Annotated in this window: 14 protein-coding genes; 11 read left to right on the forward strand and 3 right to left on the reverse strand. The window is 56.4% G+C overall.

Annotated elements, in window-relative coordinates; all coding sequences use genetic code 11:
- Positions 1 to 18: 18 nt before the first annotated feature.
- The gene (locus ABLV11_RS21305; protein WP_032728654.1) at positions 19 to 1,215 is read right to left on the reverse strand and encodes an ROK family transcriptional regulator; all 1,197 of its coding nucleotides are present in this window, start codon (positions 1,213 to 1,215) and stop codon (positions 19 to 21) included.
- Positions 1,216 to 1,327: 112 nt separating this feature from the next.
- On the opposite strand from ABLV11_RS21305, the gene ABLV11_RS21310 reads away from it, so the two are divergent.
- From ABLV11_RS21310 to ABLV11_RS21325, 4 genes are all read left to right on the forward strand, one after another.
- Entirely contained in the window at positions 1,328 to 4,603 is a 3,276-nt protein-coding gene (locus ABLV11_RS21310) for a DUF5107 domain-containing protein (protein ID WP_126489431.1), read from the forward strand.
- Between the two features lie 70 nt (positions 4,604 to 4,673).
- Positions 4,674 to 6,110 (forward strand): sugar porter family MFS transporter, encoded by a 1,437-nt coding sequence (locus ABLV11_RS21315; RefSeq protein ID WP_126489430.1) that lies wholly within the window; start codon positions 4,674 to 4,676, stop codon positions 6,108 to 6,110.
- Positions 6,110 to 6,946 carry an aldose 1-epimerase gene (locus tag ABLV11_RS21320; protein WP_126489429.1) on the forward strand — a complete coding sequence of 279 codons (837 nt, stop codon included), beginning with the start codon at positions 6,110 to 6,112 and terminating at the stop codon, positions 6,944 to 6,946. Before ABLV11_RS21315 ends, ABLV11_RS21320 begins: the two co-directional genes overlap by 1 nt.
- A 77-nt stretch (positions 6,947 to 7,023) precedes the next feature.
- Positions 7,024 to 8,157, forward strand: a complete 1,134-nt coding sequence (locus ABLV11_RS21325; protein ID WP_049591683.1) for a 3-phenylpropionate MFS transporter — start codon at positions 7,024 to 7,026, stop codon at positions 8,155 to 8,157.
- Here the strand turns inward: ABLV11_RS21325 and csiE are convergent.
- Positions 8,154 to 9,431, reverse strand: coding sequence for a stationary phase inducible protein CsiE (csiE, locus tag ABLV11_RS21330; protein WP_126489428.1), 1,278 nt, complete (start codon positions 9,429 to 9,431; stop codon positions 8,154 to 8,156). The genes ABLV11_RS21325 and csiE overlap by 4 nt on opposite strands.
- 124 nt (positions 9,432 to 9,555) lie before the next feature.
- Here csiE and ABLV11_RS21335 point away from each other — a divergent pair, with 124 nt between their 5' ends.
- Both ABLV11_RS21335 and ABLV11_RS21340 read left to right on the forward strand, forming a co-directional pair.
- The gene (locus tag ABLV11_RS21335) at positions 9,556 to 10,194 is read left to right on the forward strand and encodes a DUF1007 family protein (RefSeq protein ID WP_032728644.1); all 639 of its coding nucleotides are present in this window, start codon (positions 9,556 to 9,558) and stop codon (positions 10,192 to 10,194) included.
- Positions 10,185 to 11,165, forward strand: a complete 981-nt coding sequence (locus ABLV11_RS21340; RefSeq protein ID WP_023329920.1) for a nickel/cobalt transporter — start codon at positions 10,185 to 10,187, stop codon at positions 11,163 to 11,165. The genes ABLV11_RS21335 and ABLV11_RS21340 overlap by 10 nt, the downstream gene beginning before the upstream one ends.
- Before the next feature lie 54 nt (positions 11,166 to 11,219).
- Here the strand turns inward: ABLV11_RS21340 and suhB are convergent, their stop codons facing one another.
- Positions 11,220 to 12,023, reverse strand: a complete 804-nt coding sequence (gene suhB / locus ABLV11_RS21345) for an inositol-1-monophosphatase (protein WP_004104514.1) — start codon at positions 12,021 to 12,023, stop codon at positions 11,220 to 11,222.
- A 120-nt stretch (positions 12,024 to 12,143) separates the two neighbouring features.
- Here suhB and trmJ point away from each other — a divergent pair, with 120 nt between their 5' ends.
- The 5 genes from trmJ (at position 12,144) to iscA (ending at position 15,770) form a co-directional block, all read left to right on the forward strand.
- A complete protein-coding gene (gene trmJ / locus ABLV11_RS21350) occupies positions 12,144 to 12,881 on the forward strand; it encodes a tRNA (cytosine(32)/uridine(32)-2'-O)-methyltransferase TrmJ (protein WP_004114430.1) in 738 nt (245 codons plus the stop codon).
- A gap of 251 nt (positions 12,882 to 13,132) precedes the next feature.
- A complete protein-coding gene (gene iscR / locus ABLV11_RS21355) occupies positions 13,133 to 13,624 on the forward strand; it encodes a Fe-S cluster assembly transcriptional regulator IscR (RefSeq protein ID WP_004104510.1) in 492 nt (163 codons plus the stop codon).
- Positions 13,625 to 13,799: 175 nt separating this feature from the next.
- Positions 13,800 to 15,014, forward strand: a complete 1,215-nt coding sequence (iscS, locus tag ABLV11_RS21360) for a cysteine desulfurase (protein ID WP_004134936.1) — start codon at positions 13,800 to 13,802, stop codon at positions 15,012 to 15,014.
- Positions 15,015 to 15,040: 26 nt separating this feature from the next.
- Positions 15,041 to 15,427, forward strand: coding sequence for a Fe-S cluster assembly scaffold IscU (gene iscU, locus ABLV11_RS21365; protein ID WP_002913991.1), 387 nt, complete (start codon positions 15,041 to 15,043; stop codon positions 15,425 to 15,427).
- A gap of 19 nt (positions 15,428 to 15,446) precedes the next feature.
- Complete coding sequence (gene iscA, locus ABLV11_RS21370; RefSeq protein WP_004104506.1) at positions 15,447 to 15,770, forward strand: iron-sulfur cluster assembly protein IscA; 324 nt, start codon at positions 15,447 to 15,449, stop codon at positions 15,768 to 15,770.
- Positions 15,771 to 15,793: the final 23 nt, after the last annotated feature.

A 15,793-nucleotide genomic window follows, 5' to 3' on the forward strand; every position in this document is an offset into this window, starting at 1 on the left:
CGCCACGTCCCCTGACGATTAACGCAGCGTCTGCAGTTGCTCCTCAACATACAGATAACCGATCCCCATCAGCTGCTGAGCGCGGGTCAGTGTGCCAAAACCGATTTGGGTGGCGTGCGCTCTCGGCGTATCGCCGTGGTCAAACGGATTAAAGCCGGTTTGTTTGACGATACTCTCCAGCCACTGTTCGCCAAAAGCACAGCTGCGACCGTATAGCCAGATCTGGTTAATATTCAAAATATTTAAGAAATTATAAAGGCTTAAGCCAATAGCGTTGGCGGCGTTATCAACCCATGCGCGAATATGCACGTCTCCCTGTTCCCAGGCCTCAATGAGCGATGCCGTGGTTAAGTGCTCCGGGGATCGCTGCGCCTCAGGCTGGGTTTTAAGCCACATCCGCGCCTGTTTTTTCAACGCGCTAAGGGAGGCTACGGTTTCAAGACAGCCATATCTCCCGCAGTCGCAGGCTTTGCCGTCAGGATTCACAATCGTGTGTCCAATCTGCCCGCTGCCGTAGAGGCTTCCTCGATAAATCTGATCGTTAATCACAAACGATGATCCAATACCGTAATCGACGTTGATCACGCAAAAATCCGGTTGTGGGCCCGGATGCTGCCATTTCTCCGCCAGCGCCAGCATCACGCAGTCATTATCTACCCGTACCTGCACGCCGAGCTGTTCTTCCAGCAGATACTTTATTTCAATCGGCGTTTTCCAGCGCGCCTGGGGCATGGTTTGTGAAACGCCGGTGATCGGATCAACCTGACCATGGACGCCAAGGGCGAGATTGATGCTGTGCTGCGGGTAGCGGCGGTGGATACGCCGCCAGCATTCCACGATGGCCTCCAGCAGAGCCTGCGGCGTGGGCGCGTCGATGGGCAAATGCTGGTGGCCGTCAACCGCCAGTAGACGGGCATCGGCAAGCTGATACTCAATACTGGTCGGCGTAATATTCATGCATAGCGTCCAGGCTCCGCGCGCGGGGATCTGGTAGCTTCCGCTGTTCACGCCGCGTTTGCTCATTTTTTCCGTGGAGTGATCGATCAGTCCCTCGCTGAGCAGCTCTTCAAGAATATTGCTCACCGCCGGAATAGAGAGTCCGGTGAGCTGAGAAAGCTGGGATTTACTCAGCTGCTTCTCCCGCCAGAGATGAGCCAAAAAAATGGATTTATTGGCCTGTCTGACCCGGGCATTATTTAAACCGGTACGCTGCATACACTTAACTCCCTTAACTATATTGCGTGAGCATTGCGCATTTTAGCAGCTAAGTGACGATATAAACTCCTCTCATAGCGAATTTTACCTTACTTTGTTTAGTGGAGGCGTCATGTACGGTTCGGTTAAGGTCTGGCAGGAAATAATTACATTACCTACGTGGACAACGGGGGCGGAGGATCCGAACCCCATGTTTCTGGAAAAACGCGTTTATCAAGGTTCTTCCGGTAACGTCTATCCCTACGGCGTGATTGACACCCTGACCGGCGAACGTGAGATGCGCGATTATCAGGCAGTATGGATGGAGAATGATTTCATTCGAATTATGCTGTTACCGGAACTCGGTGGCCGTATACATCGGGCGTATGACAAGGTTAAACAGCGCGATTTCGTGTATTACAATGAAGTTGTGAAGCCCGCCCTGGTGGGGCTGCTGGGGCCCTGGATCTCCGGCGGTATCGAGTTCAACTGGCCGCAGCATCATCGCCCGACGACCTTTATGCCGGTCGACTTTTCGATCCAGTGCGGGGAAAACGGCGTGCAGACCGTATGGATGGGGGAAGCGGAGCCCATGCGCGGTTTGCAGGTCATGACCGGGTTTACGCTTTATCCTGACCGCGCGCTGATTGAAATTACCGGTAAGGTCTTTAATGGTAACGCCACGCCGCGTCATTTCCTGTGGTGGGCCAACCCGGCGGTAAAAGGCGGCGATGCTCACCAGAGCGTTTTCCCGCCCGACGTCACCGCCGTGTTCGATCACGGCAAGCGCGATGTTTCCGCTTTCCCTATTGCCACCGGCACCTACTACAAAGTCGACTATTCTGCGGGCGTCGATATCTCCCGTTATAAAAACGTTCCTGTGCCCACCTCGTATATGGCGGAGAAATCGGATTACGATTTTGTCGGCGCTTATCACCATGACGAGCGCGGTGGGCTACTGCATGTTGCCGATCATCACATCTCTCCGGGCAAAAAACAGTGGAGCTGGGGCTATGGCGACTTTGGCCAGGCATGGGACCGCAATCTGACCGACGAAAATGGCCCTTATATTGAGCTGATGACTGGCGTCTACACCGATAACCAGCCTGACTTTACCTGGCTTGCGCCTTATGAAGAGAAGATTTTTGTGCAAAATTTCCTTCCCTATAGCGAGCTGGGAATGGTGCAAAATGCCAATACGCAGCTGGCGCTGAAGCTGGTTCGCGAGTCTGAGCAGCTACAGCTCGGCGTTTACGCCATTGCGCCGCTGGAAAATATCGTTGTTGAACTCAGTGCTGAACAGCAGCCGCTGTATGAAACTCAGCTTACGCTGAAGCCCGGCGAGAGCTGGCGGCATACGCTGCCGGAACATGACGCCGGTCGCTTGACCATCAAGGTGAAAAGTGCAGACAAGCAACTGCTGCTGGATTATCACGAACATATTACTCAGCAGGCGCCGCTGCCCGAACCGGCCTCAGCGCCAGCGATGCCGGAAGAGATTCACAACGGTGATGAGCTCTATTTTATCGGCCAGCATCTTGAACAATACAATCACGCCAGCCGCTATGCCGCAGATTACTATCGCCGGGCGATAGCCCTCGATCCGCAGGATTATCGCAATAATGTTGCCCTCGGGACGCTGGCGTTTAACCAGGCCGACTGGGTTTTAGCGGAGCAATGCTCCCGCGCCGCGCTACTTCGCGCCCATCGTCTGAATAAAAATCCGCGCGATGGCGAAGCCAGTATGCTGCTTGCCAGCGCGCTGGAAAGGCAGGGAGATGAACAAGGCGCCTGGGATCACTATTACAAAGCATCCTGGAGCGGTAACTGCCGCGATGCTGCATGGTGGGCGCTGGCAAGGCTGGCGATGAAGCGTGGTGATACGGCCGACGCGCTGGAAAAGGTCAACACCAGTCTGCAGTTCAACGCCAGCAACCATCTGGCTATGGGGCTGAAAGCGCTGGCGTTAGCGGACAGCGGGCGGACGAAAGCGGCGCAGGAGTATATTTTCGCCTGTCTTAAACAATACCCGTTGAGCTATCCGCTGCACTGCGCGCGCTGGATGATTGAGCCCAGCGACGAAGCGCGAGAGAGCCTGCTGCGGGTAACGGGGCGTAGAGGGATCAACGGCAGCCTGCTGGCGGGCTGGCTGCTTTCTATCGGACAGAAGCAGGCGGCGAAAGAGGTGCTTGAGGTGCTGGATTGTCAGGAGGCGCTGCCGATGCTGTGGCGAGCCTCGTTAAGCGATGACGCCAATAAACGGCAACGGTTGATTGCCGAAGCCGAGCGCTGCCATCCGCAAAAAGTGCGTTTCCCCAATACGCTCGATGAAGTTCAGATGCTGCAAACCCTGAGCGACAGCGCTTTCGCCCGCTATCTGCTCGGTTGCTTCTGGTACAGCAAACGACGCTATGAAGAGGCGGTCAGCTGCTGGCGCGAGACGCTGGCAAAATCACCCGACTATGCGCCCGCTCATCGCCTGCTCGGGGTTTACGCCTGGAATAAACAACAGGATGCGGCGCAGGCGCTGGCTTATCTACAGCGCGCCGTAGAGCTTGAGCCTGAAAACGCGCGCTTCCTCTTTGAGCTTGATTTTCTGCAAAAATCACTGGGTACGCCGGTAAACGAACGACTGGAGAAGCTGGCGGCGCGCAAATCGGTGGTGCTGAAGCGGGACGATCTGACCGCTGAGCTGCTAAGCCTGTGGAATGCTTCCGGCCATTATGCCGATGCCGCCGCTATTCTCGGTACGCGCGTGTTTCATCCCTGGGAAGGCGGGGAAGGGAAAATCACCGGTCAGTATTTGCTCAATCAGCTGCATCGGGCTTTGCAGTTTATTGAACGCGAGGCGTTTACGCAGGCTGCGGACTGTCTGAAAGACGCATTACGCTATCCCGATAATCTGGGGGAGGGGCGACTGCCCGGGCAGACGGACAACGATATCTGGTATTTGCTGGGCTACTGCACGGAACAGGCTGGGGATGCGCAGCAGGCAGAGGAATATTATCAGCTTGCCCTACAAGGAGGCTCAACGCTGGACGCCGGGCGTTACTACAACGATCAGCCCGCTGATTACCTTTTCTGGCAGGGCATCGCGCTGCGTAAGAGCGGTAACCCGGCGCAGGCCGAGCAGCACTTCCAGAATTTTATCACCTGGGCCGGGCAGCATCGGGATGACGTTCCGCAAGCCGACTTTTTTGCCGTCTCTCTTCCGGACTTGGTGGTGCTTGATGTCTCAGCGCAGCAGCAACATCAGCAGCACTGCTTGTTTATTGAAGCGCTGGGCCATCTGGGGCTGGGGAATGTATCCGCCAGCCAGCAGGCGATGCAGCGGCTTCTGCAACTGAACCCGGCTCATGATAAGGCGCATCTGATTCGTCATGCCCTGCAAAGCGGCATTTTTTCCTGAACCTCAAATGGGCGGGCCTGGCTCGCCTGTACCCTACTGTTCCCTGCGTTTCCCTTATAGAGGAATCATTATGAATAACGCGCAGACACATCTCAAAATGGGCTACGTCTGGACTATCTGTCTGGTCGCCGCCTGCGGTGGTTTACTGTTTGGCTATGACTGGGTAGTCATCGGCGGCGCTAAGCCATTTTATGAAGCCTGGTTTTCCATTACCGACCCGGCACAATCCGGCTGGGCTATGAGTTCGGCGCTGGTGGGCTGCGTTTTCGGCGCATTAATCTCGGGATGGTGCGCCGATAAACTCGGGCGCAAGCTGCCCTTAATACTTTCCGCCGTGCTGTTCAGCGCGTCGGCGTGGGGGACGGCGGTCGCCAGCAGTTTCGACATGTTTGTGGTTTACCGCATTGTGGGCGGCGTGGGGATTGGTCTGGCATCCGCTCTCAGCCCGCTTTACATCGCCGAAGTCAGTCCGGCAGAAAAAAGAGGGCGCTTTGTTGCGGTCAACCAGCTCACTATCGTGATTGGCGTGCTGGCCGCTCAGCTTATTAACCTGATGATTGCGGAACCCGTAGAGACGGGAGCGACGCAGCAAATGATTGTAGAAACCTGGAACGGGCAGATGGGCTGGCGCTGGATGTTCGGCGCAGAATTGGTTCCGGCGCTGGCGTTTCTGGTACTGATGTTTTTTGTTCCCGAATCGCCGCGCTGGCTTATGAAAGCCGGTAAGCCTGAGCGTGCCCGAGCCGCGCTGGAACGCATTGGTTCTGCCGACTATGCCGACAGAATATTACACGACATCGCGCACACGCTGGAAAAAGATAACCATAAAGTATCCTATGGCGCACTGCTGGCTCCGCAGGTGAAACCGATCGTTATCATTGGCATGGTTCTCGCCATTTTCCAGCAGTGGTGTGGAATTAACGTCATCTTTAACTACGCACAGGAGATTTTTGCTTCAGCGGGCTTCGATATTAACAGCACGCTTAAATCGATCGTCGCGACGGGGGTTGTAAACCTGGTATTTACCCTCGCCGCGCTGCCGCTGGTGGATAAAATCGGCCGCCGTAAACTGATGCTGCTTGGCGCTTCAGGCTTGACGCTGATCTATGTGCTGATTGCCGGCGCTTACGCCATGGGCATTATGGGCTGGCCGGTACTGCTGCTGGTGCTGGCGGCTATTGCCATTTACGCCTTGACCCTGGCGCCGGTCACCTGGGTACTGTTGGCGGAAATCTTCCCCAACCGCGTTCGCGGACTCGCCATGTCTTTAGGTACCCTGGCGCTGTGGATTGCCTGCTTCTTGTTAACCTACACTTTCCCGCTGCTTAATGCCGGACTGGGCGCGGCGGGCAGCTTCTTGCTGTATGGCATCATTTGCGCTGCCGGCTATCTCTATATTCTGCGCAACGTGCCGGAAACAAAGGGGATCACTCTCGAAGCCCTGGAAGAACAGCTGGCGCAACGCCATACGGGCGTTAATGCGGCGAAGCAGGAGCAGACGCGCTAATGGCGGAAGAGTGGATTATGGAGAACGCGCATCTGCGGATGTGCGTCTCTTCTCAGGGCGGCAAAGTGCAAAGTTTATTCTCGCGGCAATATCAGGCGCCGGTGCTATATGAAAATCCCGCCGGCGGCATGTTTCCGATGCTGCCGCTGGCCAATCGCGTTGCCGGAAATCGCTTTATTTTTCAGGGACGCGAGATAGTCCTGCCACGTCACCACGCCGACGCGCATTTTTTTCTCCACGGCGACGGTTGGCTGCAGTGCTGGGATATCATTGCGCGCGGCGGCGATTTTTGCGCGTTGCAGCTGCGTCGGCAACATGTCTGCGGTTTCGATTACCTGGCGCAGATCCGCTATCAGTTGCTGCGTAACCAACTGATAGCGTCGCTGACGCTTACCCACTGCGGTAGCACGCCTATCCCCTACGGCTGCGGTTTTCATCCCTTTTTCTCCTTTGATAAGCGCAGCACGGTGCAGTTTGCTGCCAGTGGCTACTGGCCGGAAGGGGAACAGCACCTTCCGCTGGACTGGCAAAGCCCTCTTCCCGGCTATGCCGATTTCAGTCACCCGCAGTACGGTGAGGATCGCTGGCTAAACGTCGGCTATTCCGGCTGGAGTGGGCGAGCGAGGATAGTAAGTAATGTGATGAATATCTCAATTCTTTCGCAAACTTCGTGGTTGATGCTCTTTAGAATGCAGGATGAACCGTTCCTTTGCCTCGAGCCGCAAACTCACCCGGTAAACGCCCATAACATGGACGGCCAGCCGGGGCTGCGGGTTTTGGGCACCGGAGATACGCTGAGTTTTTCGCTAAAAATAGACGTTCAGGGGCGCGAGTAGCGCCATTTTTGGGGCGAGGGCATCTTGCACCCGCCCCGCTTTATCGCCAGACTGTCGCCTCCATTCGGGAGGGAATCATGGTCTTACACTCCACGCGCTGGCTGGCGCTTAGTTACTTCACCTATTTCTTTAGCTACGGTATCTTCCTGCCTTTCTGGAGCGTCTGGCTTTCCGGACTTGGCCTGACGCCGGAAACCATCGGTATGCTGCTCGGCGCCGGGCTGGTGTCGCGTTTTCTTGGCAGCCTGCTGATTGCGCCGCGGGTCAGCGACCCGTCCCGACTGATCTCTTCTCTACGCATTCTGGCTTTGCTGACGCTGCTTTTTGCGCTCGCATTTTGGGTCGGCCATCATGTCGCCTGGCTAATGGTGATTATCGTCGGCTTTAACCTCTTTTTCTCGCCGCTGGTGCCGCTCACCGACGCGCTGGCGAATACCTGGCAAAAGCAGATCACCATGGACTACGGGCGCGTGCGTCTGTGGGGATCGATAGCTTTCGTCATTGGTTCGGCGCTAACCGGGAAGCTGGTCAGCCTGTATGACTACCGGATGATACTGGTGATGCTCAGCGTCGGTATTGCTTCAATGCTGCTCGGCATGCTGCTGAAACCGTCGGTGCAGCCGCAGGGAGAGTCCCGCCAGCAGGAAACGGCTGGCCTGGCGGCCTGGCTTACGCTGGTGCGGCAAAGCTGGCGCTTCCTCGCCTGCGTCTGTTTGCTGCAGGGAGCGCACGCCGCCTACTACGGATTTAGCGCTATCTACTGGCAGGAGGCGGGGTATTCGGCCTCCGCGGTGGGCTATCTGTGGTCGCTTGGCGTGGTGGCGGAAGTGGTGATTTTCGCGCTGAGCAAAAAAGTCTTCCGTCGCTTTAGCGCCCGCGATCTACTGCTGCTGTCCGCGGTGTGCGGGCTGATTCGCTGGACGATGATGGGCTGGACGACGGCGCTACCCTGGCTTATCGTCGCGCAGATCCTCCACTGCGGCACCTTTACGGTGTGCCATCTGGCGGCGATGCGCTATATCGCAGCGCGTCAGGGCAGCGAAGTGATCCGCCTGCAGGCGGTCTACTCCGCTGTCGCGATGGGCGGCAGCATTGCGGTGATGACGGTATTTGCCGGTTTCCTCTACCAGCATCTGCACCAGGGCGTGTTCTGGGTAATGGCGCTGGTGGCCTTACCGGCGCTGGTGGTGAGGCCAAAAGCGGTAGCCTAGGCCTCCAGCATTTTGCAAATCTGCTGCTGCTGATGATCGCTGAACGCCTCTTCAGCATGAAACAGCGGCGGTGAAAACAGCGGTAGCGCGGTGGTATAGGGAGTGACGATCAGCGTCACTTCCTTCGGGGCGCCCTCTTTCTGAAAGGTGCTCACGCTCAAATACTTGATATTGAGCGGCAGCAGGGTTAACTCGCGCAGCTGCTGCTCCAGCGACTGCTCAAGATCCGGATTATCATCGGTAAGCAGCACCACCTGCTTCTCTTGCAGATCGCTTTTTTGCATCAGCCATGCGCCGAAAATCACCGCGATCAGGCTGACTTCCTCCTGGCTAAACCGCACTTGCCAGCTGGCTTCAAACTCCTCCAGTGCGGCCTGGGTGGTGCGCATCAGGCGGGGATAAAGACGGCCAATTTCCTCCGGCAGCGCGTTATCGATACCGATAGCGAAAACGCTGCGATGTAACGCCTGCGAGAGGTGGATATAGAGCTGATCGCTGAGCCCCTGTTCATCGCTAAACGGACGGCCCGCCAGGTTCTGAAAGCGGTGAATCAGGCCGGATATAGCCAGATGCAGACGTCGATCCTGCTGATGACCATCGCGAATAGGATCGGGAGTTTTCAACAGCATAAACAGCAGAGTCAAAAACAGCTGTTCTCCTGCGTGGGGCGCTGCCGCAACCCGCCGCTGCCAGTGGCGGACAATCTCCTCGGCGAGGGCAAATTCGGCGGCGGCCTGCGCCCAGCGCTGCTGCTCGTGAGTGAAAGAGGGACTCTGCCCAAGGTGGTGCTGCAGCAAACAATACTGTAAATAAAGACGCAGAAAATGCACGTCGCGGCAGTCAAACTGCCGGTTCAGGGCGCGCGAGCAGCGGTTGACCAATGCCTGAAGATTGGTGTCATCATAGAGCGTGCGTGCGATACCCTGCTGTTTAAGCTGCGTTTTCAGAGCCGGGGTAAAATGGTGGCTGACAAAATTCGGGCACAGGCGCAGCCCGCGGCGCAGGCCGTGCAGCAGGCATAAGCGTTGATCGAGCGCGGCGCCTTCCATCCGATAGCTGCCGTCCGCTTGTGAAGTCAGGGTCAAGCGGTGATAACGCTGAATTTCGCGTCCCGTCTCCGTGATGTCCTGCCGGGCGGTATCCTCATCAACCTGGGTGAGGTTACCCAGCCATTCGGGCGTCACAGACTGCCCGGGCAGATAAAACATCAGGAGCACCTGGCTACGGCGCTGTGGACTGGAAAGCACAGATGGTGGTTCAATCACTGTCATCATCCGGTTAGTTCCAGTTAGGGTTTTCGTTAAGAGTAGTTAATGTATTGCGGGTGAACAGAGCATTTCCGGGTCTTTACATCAGGATTGCTGGCGGGGTTCACAGAATTTTTCACGCGAGGAACAGATGAAGAGAGTGAAACAATGCGTCAGCGTAGCGTTTTTCATGTTTTTATCGCTATCTGCGGCGGCGCATCCGCACAGTTTCATTAGTCTGCAAACCGAGGCCGTAGCGGAAAATGGGCAGCTTACCGGCTTTAAAATGCGCTGGACGATGGATGAAATCACCTCCGCCGATCTGCTCTATGATGCGGGCAACGCCAAACCCGGTAGCGAAATCTGGAAAAAGCTGGCGGCAGAAGTGATGGCGAACGTGCTGGGCCAGCACTATTTCAGCGAGCTGTGGCATAACGGCGAGAGAGTGAAGTTTGATAATCGGCCCGATGGCTATGGCCTTGAGCGCAGCGGCCATCAGGCGGTACTCTCTTTTACTCTGCCGCTGGCGAAGCCGCAGCCGATGGCCGGGCAAACCTTCACCTTTTCCACCTACGACCCGACCTATTATGTTGATATGTATTACGACAAAGACGCAGACTTCACTCTACCGACGGCGATGAAGACAAGCTGCACGGCAAAAGTGATGACGCCGAAGCCTAACGAAAAAATGTTGTCCTACGCGCAGTCGCTGGATAAAGCGGATGCGCCGCCGGAGGATATGGAACTGGGGAATTACTTCGCGCAAAAGGTGACGCTGCAATGTCAGTGATTTTTGCACAAAACGGCCGTTCGCCGCGCTGGCGCCAGCTCTGGCCGCTGGCGCTGTTTCTGCTGCTGGCAGCCGGAGCTGGCTTCTGGCTATGGCGGGCCTGGCCGCAGGTGCTGCTGCAAAGCGCGGTCTGGCAGCGCGCGCTGAATGTCGAACTGAGTCGGCTTCTGCAGGCGGTTGCGGAGAATCCTGCCGCTGCCGGGCTGTCGCTGCTGGGATTTAGCTTCGCCTACGGCGTCCTGCATGCCCTGGGGCCGGGGCACGGCAAGGTGGTCATAACCACCTGGCTGGCAACCCATCCGTCGAAGCTGAAATCGAGCATCGGTCTGACCCTGGCCGCCTCGCTGCTGCAGGGACTGGTGGCCATCGCCTTAGTGGTGGTGGTACTGACGCTGCTGCGGCTGCCGGCAAGACAGCTGCATCTGAGCAGCTTCTGGCTGGAAAAGGGAAGCTATCTGCTGGTCGGTGCGCTGGGCCTTTTGCTGTGCTGGCGGGCGCTAAAAAAGCTGCGCGTACTGCTGCGCCGGCCGACATTCACCGCCTTCACCGCGCATCACGTTCATCACGCCAACTGCGGCTGCGGGCATCAGCATCTGCCGGCGCCGGAACAGCTGCAAAGCGGCGACGACTGGCGGGCTCGGCTGGCTATCGTGCTGTCAATGGGGATGCGGCCCTGCTCCGGAGCGATTATGGTGCTGTTATTCAGCAAGGTTATCGGCGTATTTAGCTGGGGCATGGCGGCCGCGATGGCGATGGCGGCAGGTACCTCGTTAACGATTAGCGCGCTGGCCCTGCTGGTGCATGGCTTCCGTCAGCTGGCGGTCAGGCTGAGCGCTGGCCGGGCGCCGGCGCTGTGGAAGCAGATCGGTTGGGCAACGCTGGCGCTGGCCGGCGGCGTGATCTTACTGGCGGCGGCGATAGTGATGTGGAGCAGCGCTATGCCATCGGGCGGCGGCCTGCGTCCGTTTTGAAGCGATAAAAAAAGGAAGCCGCGGCTTCCTTTTTGTTTTTCATGCGGTGAGAAATTAACGCTTCAGCGCTTCGCTCAGCTGCTCGCGCATATTGGCCAGCATCGCTTTCACAACGCGCGGGTTGCCTGCAACGATGTTGCCGGTCAGCAGGTAGTTATGGCCGCCGGTAAAGTCGCAGACGATAGCGCCAGCTTCACGGGCGATCAGCTCGCCGGCCGCGAAATCCCACGGTTTCAGCGCGATTTCAAAGTAGCCGTCAACGCGGCCAGCAGCAACGTAGGCCAGATCCAGGGCGGCGGAACCGGTACGGCGGAAGTCCGCGCATTCGGTAAACATGTTGCCGAGGATGTTCATGTAGGAGGTCGCGTGCTGTTTTGCTTTGAACGGGAAGCCGGTGGCGATGATCGTGCCATCGAGATCGCGAGCGCTGCTGCCGCGCAGGCGGTAGCCGTTCAGCTGCGCGCCCTGACCGCGGGTTGCGGTAAACAGTTCGTTACGCATTGGATCGTAAACCACGGCTACTTCAGTACGGCCTTTAATGCGTACGGCAATGGATACGGCGAAGTGGGGCAGACGTTTTACAAAGTTGGTGGTGCCATCCAGTGGATCGATAACCCATTGAACATCCTGATCTTCACCAGCGTGCTCACCGCTTTCTTCGGTGATGATGGTGTGCTGCGGGTAAGATTTGCGAATGGTTTCGATAATCATCGCCTCTGCGGCTTTATCGACGTTGGTCACAAAATCATTGCTGCCTTTCTGGCTGGTTTCTACGGAGTCAGGGGTTTCGTAGTGCTTGGCAATTAAATTACCCGCCTTGCGCGCTGCGCGCACGGCGATGTTCAGCATCGGATGCATCGGTATCTCTCACTGGATGTTAAAGAACGGGAAAAAACGGCGCATATAGTAACAGTGAAATCTGCTTATGTCTCCGTTTTATGATAGCATGCACGAATAATCTTTAGCCGAAGAACCATAATGCTGCAAAATATTCGAATCGTACTCGTAGAAACCTCACACACCGGCAATATGGGCTCCGTCGCCCGCGCAATGAAAACCATGGGGTTAACCAACCTCTGGCTGGTCAATCCTCTGGTTAAACCTGATTCTCAGGCCATCGCTCTGGCGGCCGGAGCCAGCGACGTGATTGGCAATGCCAACATCGTTGATACCCTCGATGAAGCCCTGGCGGGGTGCAGCCTGGTCGTGGGAACCAGCGCGCGTTCCCGCACGCTGCCGTGGCCGATGCTCGATCCGCGTGAATGCGGTCTGAAAAGCGTTGCGGAAGCGAAGCATGCGCCGATCGCGCTGGTATTTGGCCGCGAACGCGTAGGCCTGACTAACGAAGAGCTGCAGAAGTGTCACTACCACGTGGCGATTGCCGCGAATCCGGAATACAGTTCGCTGAACCTGGCGATGGCGGTACAGGTTATCTCCTATGAAGTCCGGATGGCCTGGCTGGCGGCGCAGGAACAAAATGAACCTGTCGTTGAGCACGAGGAAACCCCGTATCCGCTGGTGGATGATTTAGAGCGTTTCTACGGTCATCTGGAGCAGACGCTGCTGGCAACCGGATTTATTCGCGCCAGCCACCCGGGTCAGGTGATGAACAAACTGCGCCGTTTGTTTACTCGCGCCCGTCCGGAAAGCCAGGAGCTGAACATCCTGCGCGGCATGCTGGCGTCAATTGAGCAGCAGCAGAAAAATAAAGAATAATAGTGCCCGCCGTTGCCCGGCGGCGCGATGCTGGCACGGTCGTTGCGGGTTCCCCTCTCCCTGTGGAAGAGGGGCGGAGTGAGGGCGTCAGGCCGCGCTAAAGTGAAACGGCACGGAAAGTCAAATACCTGACTAAAACAGTCAAGTAAATAGTTGACCAATTTACTCGGGAATGTCAGACTTGCCCTTGCTATGCAATACCCATATTAATAAAAAGCCCGGGCAGGGGCGAGTTTGAGGTTAAGTAAGACATGAGACTGACATCTAAAGGGCGTTATGCCGTGACCGCGATGCTTGACGTTGCGCTCAACTCTGAATCGGGTCCGGTTCCGTTGGCTGATATTTCAGAGCGTCAGGGAATTTCGCTTTCCTATCTGGAACAGCTGTTCTCTCGCCTGCGCAAAAATGGTCTGGTTTCCAGCGTACGTGGTCCAGGCGGCGGTTATCTGTTAGGTAAAGAAGCGGGTAGCATCGCGGTTGGCGAAGTTATCAGCGCAGTAGACGAATCCGTAGACGCCACCCGTTGTCAGGGTAAAGGCGGCTGCCAGGGCGGCGATAAGTGCCTTACTCACGCGCTGTGGCGCGATCTGAGCGAGCGACTGACCGGTTTTCTGAATAACATCACGCTAGGCGAACTGGTGAATAACCAGGAAATCCTCGATGTCTCCGGTCGTCAGCACAACCATGAATCCCAGCGTAATACCCGTGCTCAGGACGCTATCGACGTCAAACTGCGCGCGTAGTTCTCGTTCAGTTTCATCTTGCAGCGAGGTGCTGCAAGCTGAAACGAACTGAGTAAAAAAGATAAAAAGATTTTCGAATCAGGCCGGGATGCTCCGACATCCTGTGTACTCGGTCGTACATCCAGCCGGTTGCCTGATTCCTTGCATTGAAGCGATGTACGGAGTTTATAGAGCAATGAAATTACCGATCTATCTCGATTACTCCGCAACCACGCCGGTGGACCCGCGTGTTGCCGAGAAAATGATGCAGTTCCTGACCCTGGACGGGACCTTTGGTAACCCGGCCTCTCGTTCACACCGTTTTGGCTGGCAGGCTGAAGAGGCGGTAGATATCGCCCGTAATCAGATTGCCGAGCTGGTCGGCGCTGACCCGCGCGAAATCGTTTTTACCTCCGGCGCGACGGAATCCGATAACCTGGCGATTAAAGGTGCAGCCAACTTTTATCAGAAAAAAGGCAAGCACATCATCACCAGCAAAACCGAACACAAAGCCGTGCTGGATACCTGCCGTCAGCTGGAGCGCGAAGGGTTTGAAGTGACCTACCTCGCCCCGCAGCGTAACGGCATTATCGATTTAAAAGAGCTGGAAGCCGCGATGCGTGATGACACCATCCTGGTTTCCATTATGCACGTGAATAACGAAATCGGCGTGGTGCAGGATATCGCTACCATCGGCGAGATGTGCCGCGCCCGCGGTATCATTTACCACGTTGACGCGACCCAGAGCGTGGGCAAGCTGCCTATCGATCTGAGCCAGCTGAAAGTGGACCTGATGTCCTTCTCCGGCCACAAAATCTACGGCCCGAAAGGCATCGGCGCGCTGTACGTGCGTCGTAAGCCGCGTATCCGTATCGAAGCGCAGATGCACGGCGGTGGTCACGAGCGCGGTATGCGTTCCGGGACGCTGCCAGTCCACCAGATCGTCGGTATGGGTGAAGCTTACCGTATCGCGAAAGAGGAGATGGAAAGCGAAATGGCCCGCCTGCGCGGCCTGCGTAACCGTCTGTGGGACGGCGTAAAAGATATGGAAGAGGTCTACCTGAACGGCGATCTCGAGCAGGGCGCGCCGAACATTCTCAACGTCAGCTTTAACTACGTTGAAGGCGAGTCGCTGATTATGGCGCTGAAAGACCTGGCGGTCTCCTCCGGTTCAGCCTGTACTTCCGCAAGCCTCGAGCCGTCCTACGTGCTGCGCGCGCTGGGGATGACCGACGAGCTGGCGCATAGCTCTATTCGTTTCTCTTTAGGTCGTTTTACTACCGAAGAAGAGATTGACTACACCATCAATCTGGTCCGTAACTCCATCGGCCGTCTGCGCGAACTCTCTCCGCTGTGGGAAATGTTCAAGCAGGGCGTGGATTTGAACAGCATTGAATGGTCACATCACTAATTCGGCACCAATAAGGAGAATTCATCATGGCTTACAGCGAAAAAGTTATCGATCATTACGAGAATCCGCGCAACGTCGGCTCTTTCGACAATAGCGACGAAAACGTCGGCAGCGGTATGGTTGGCGCACCGGCGTGCGGCGACGTGATGAAGTTGCAGATTAAAGTCAACAATGAAGGTATCATTGAAGACGCGCGTTTCAAGACCTACGGCTGCGGTTCCGCTATTGCCTCCAGCTCCCTGGTAACCGAATGGGTGAAAGGGAAGTCGCTGGACGAAGCTCAGGCGATTAAAAACACCGATATCGCCGACGAGCTCGAACTGCCGCCGGTGAAAATTCACTGCTCTATTCTGGCGGAAGACGCGATTAAAGCCGCGATTGCGGATTACAAAAGCAAACGTGAAGCAAAATAATTAAGAGTTGAGGTTTGTTATGTCGATTACTTTAAGCGACAGTGCAGCAGCGCGAGTCAACACCTTTCTGGCCAACCGCGGTAAAGGGTTTGGTCTGCGCCTGGGAGTCAGAACTTCCGGCTGCTCGGGTATGGCTTATGTACTGGAGTTTGTTGACGAGCCGGCGGCAGAAGACACCGTGTTTGAAGACAAAGGCGTGAAGGTCGTGATCGACGGCAAAAGCTTGCAGTTCCTCGACGGCACGCAGCTGGACTTCGTCAAAGAAGGTCTTAACGAAGGGTTTAAGTTCACCAACCCGAACGTGAAAGACGAGTGCGGCTGCGGCGAAAGCTTTAACGTGTAATTGCAATGTCATCTCAACCCCAC

It is taken from the genome of Klebsiella sp. GW_Kp181, assembly GCF_040062315.1.
Lineage (GTDB): Bacteria > Pseudomonadota > Gammaproteobacteria > Enterobacterales > Enterobacteriaceae > Klebsiella > Klebsiella oxytoca.

Coding starts and splice junctions, on each gene's coding strand:
- iscS (WP_004134936.1), top strand. CDS start 13,800: ATGAAATTACCGATCTATCTCGATTACTCCGCAACCACGCCGGTGGAC.
- ABLV11_RS21325 (WP_049591683.1), top strand. CDS start 7,024: ATGGTCTTACACTCCACGCGCTGGCTGGCGCTTAGTTACTTCACCTAT.
- iscA (WP_004104506.1), top strand. CDS start 15,447: ATGTCGATTACTTTAAGCGACAGTGCAGCAGCGCGAGTCAACACCTTT.
- ABLV11_RS21335 (WP_032728644.1), top strand. CDS start 9,556: ATGAAGAGAGTGAAACAATGCGTCAGCGTAGCGTTTTTCATGTTTTTA.
- suhB (WP_004104514.1), bottom strand. CDS start 12,023: ATGCATCCGATGCTGAACATCGCCGTGCGCGCAGCGCGCAAGGCGGGT.
- iscR (WP_004104510.1), top strand. CDS start 13,133: ATGAGACTGACATCTAAAGGGCGTTATGCCGTGACCGCGATGCTTGAC.
- iscU (WP_002913991.1), top strand. CDS start 15,041: ATGGCTTACAGCGAAAAAGTTATCGATCATTACGAGAATCCGCGCAAC.
- ABLV11_RS21340 (WP_023329920.1), top strand. CDS start 10,185: ATGTCAGTGATTTTTGCACAAAACGGCCGTTCGCCGCGCTGGCGCCAG.
- ABLV11_RS21310 (WP_126489431.1), top strand. CDS start 1,328: ATGTACGGTTCGGTTAAGGTCTGGCAGGAAATAATTACATTACCTACG.
- ABLV11_RS21320 (WP_126489429.1), top strand. CDS start 6,110: ATGGCGGAAGAGTGGATTATGGAGAACGCGCATCTGCGGATGTGCGTC.
- csiE (WP_126489428.1), bottom strand. CDS start 9,431: ATGATGACAGTGATTGAACCACCATCTGTGCTTTCCAGTCCACAGCGC.
- ABLV11_RS21305 (WP_032728654.1), bottom strand. CDS start 1,215: ATGCAGCGTACCGGTTTAAATAATGCCCGGGTCAGACAGGCCAATAAA.
- trmJ (WP_004114430.1), top strand. CDS start 12,144: ATGCTGCAAAATATTCGAATCGTACTCGTAGAAACCTCACACACCGGC.
- ABLV11_RS21315 (WP_126489430.1), top strand. CDS start 4,674: ATGAATAACGCGCAGACACATCTCAAAATGGGCTACGTCTGGACTATC.